The sequence below is a fragment of the Nocardia sp. NPDC004722 genome (assembly GCF_053601505.1).
Genome location: NZ_JBSGBY010001047.1, coordinates 1 through 1,501 on the forward strand (window position 1 = coordinate 1; position 1,501 = coordinate 1,501).

The window sequence follows — 1,501 nt, forward strand, 5'->3', positions numbered from 1 at the left end:
CGACCTGCTGCCCTCGTTCCTGGACGAACTGCTGCACGACCCCCACGCCTGGACCCGCCGCCCGCGCCCGGCCGACGCTCCGGCCGCACCGAGCGAGCAGGCCGCGGTCGAATGGCAGGACGCCGTCGAATGGCGAGACCTGGACCAGCCCGACATCTGAAACATTGCCGGACCGGCCCGGATGGGTGTGATCCCGGCCACGCCGCGACCCCACCTTAAAACGTCGCGGCAACCGTCACGTTCTGGCGGTAGCCTGCCAGCATCATGTTGATCCGACTTCTACGCACCTTCCTCTGGCCCTATCGCTCCCAACTGGCCGGGGTCGTCGTGCTCCAGCTGATCTCGGTCATCGCCATGCTGTATCTGCCCACGCTGAACGCCGACATCATCGACAACGGCGTCACCAAGGGCGATATCGGCTACATCTGGTCCACCGGTGGATGGATGCTGCTGGTCACCGCCATTCAGATCGTGGCCCAGGCGGTCTCGGTGTATCTCGGCGCGCAGGCCGCCATGGGCGCGGGCCGCGATATGCGCGCCGCGCTGTTGCACCGGGTGGGCACCTTCTCCGCGCGGGAGGTCGGCGTGTTCGGCGCGCCGTCGCTCATCACGCGCAATACCAATGACGTCGGCCAGGTGCAGCTGCTGGTGCTGATGAGCGCCACCATCCTGGTGATGGCCCCGATCATGTGCATCGGCGGCGTCTTCATGGCGCTGCGGGAGAGCCTGGGGCTGTCGTGGCTGCTGCTGATCGCGGTGCCGGCGCTGGGCCTGTCGATGGCCTTCATCATCAGCCGCATGGTGCCGGGCTTCCGGCGCATGCAGGAGCGCATCGACGCGGTGAACCGGGTGCTGCGCGAGCAGATCACCGGTATTCGCGTGGTGCGCGCGTTCGTGCGGGAACGCCAGGAGACCCAGCGGTTCGGCGTCGCCAATACCGAGCTGACCGAGCAGTCGCTCTATGTCGGTAAGTACATGGCCCTGATGTTCCCGATGGTCATGCTCATCTCGAACGTGACCACCGTCGGCGTCATCTGGTTCGGCGGCCACAGCATCGACAACGGCGAGATGCAGATCGGTTCGCTCACCGCGATGCTCGCCTACATCATGCAGATCCTGATGGCCGTCATGATGGCCTCGTTCCTGGCCATGATGGCCCCGCGCGCCACGGTGTCGGCCGAGCGCATCAGCGCGGTGCTCGACACCGAGTCCTCGGTCGCGGAACCGAGTCGGCCGCAACCGTTCACCGGTGATCCGGGCACCGTCGATCTGGCCTTCGCGGAATTCAAGTTCCCGGGCGCGGAGAAGGCGGTGCTGCGGGCCATCCAATTCCGCACCACGCCGGGCACCACCACCGCCATCGTGGGCGCGACCGGCGCCGGCAAGACCACGCTGATCAATCTGATCCCGCGGCTCATCGATGTCACCGACGGCGCGGTGTACGTGGGCGGCACCGATGTGCGGCACCTCGAATTGGAGGCGCTGCGTTCGGAGATCGGCC

Annotated in this window: 1 protein-coding gene; it reads left to right on the forward strand. The window is 66.9% G+C overall.

What is annotated here, in order from left to right; genetic code table 11:
* Window positions 1-264: 264 nt before the first annotated feature.
* The coding region (locus ACWELQ_RS45525) for an ABC transporter transmembrane domain-containing protein (protein WP_452403166.1) at window positions 265-1,501 on the forward strand (1,237 nt) is incomplete at its 3' end.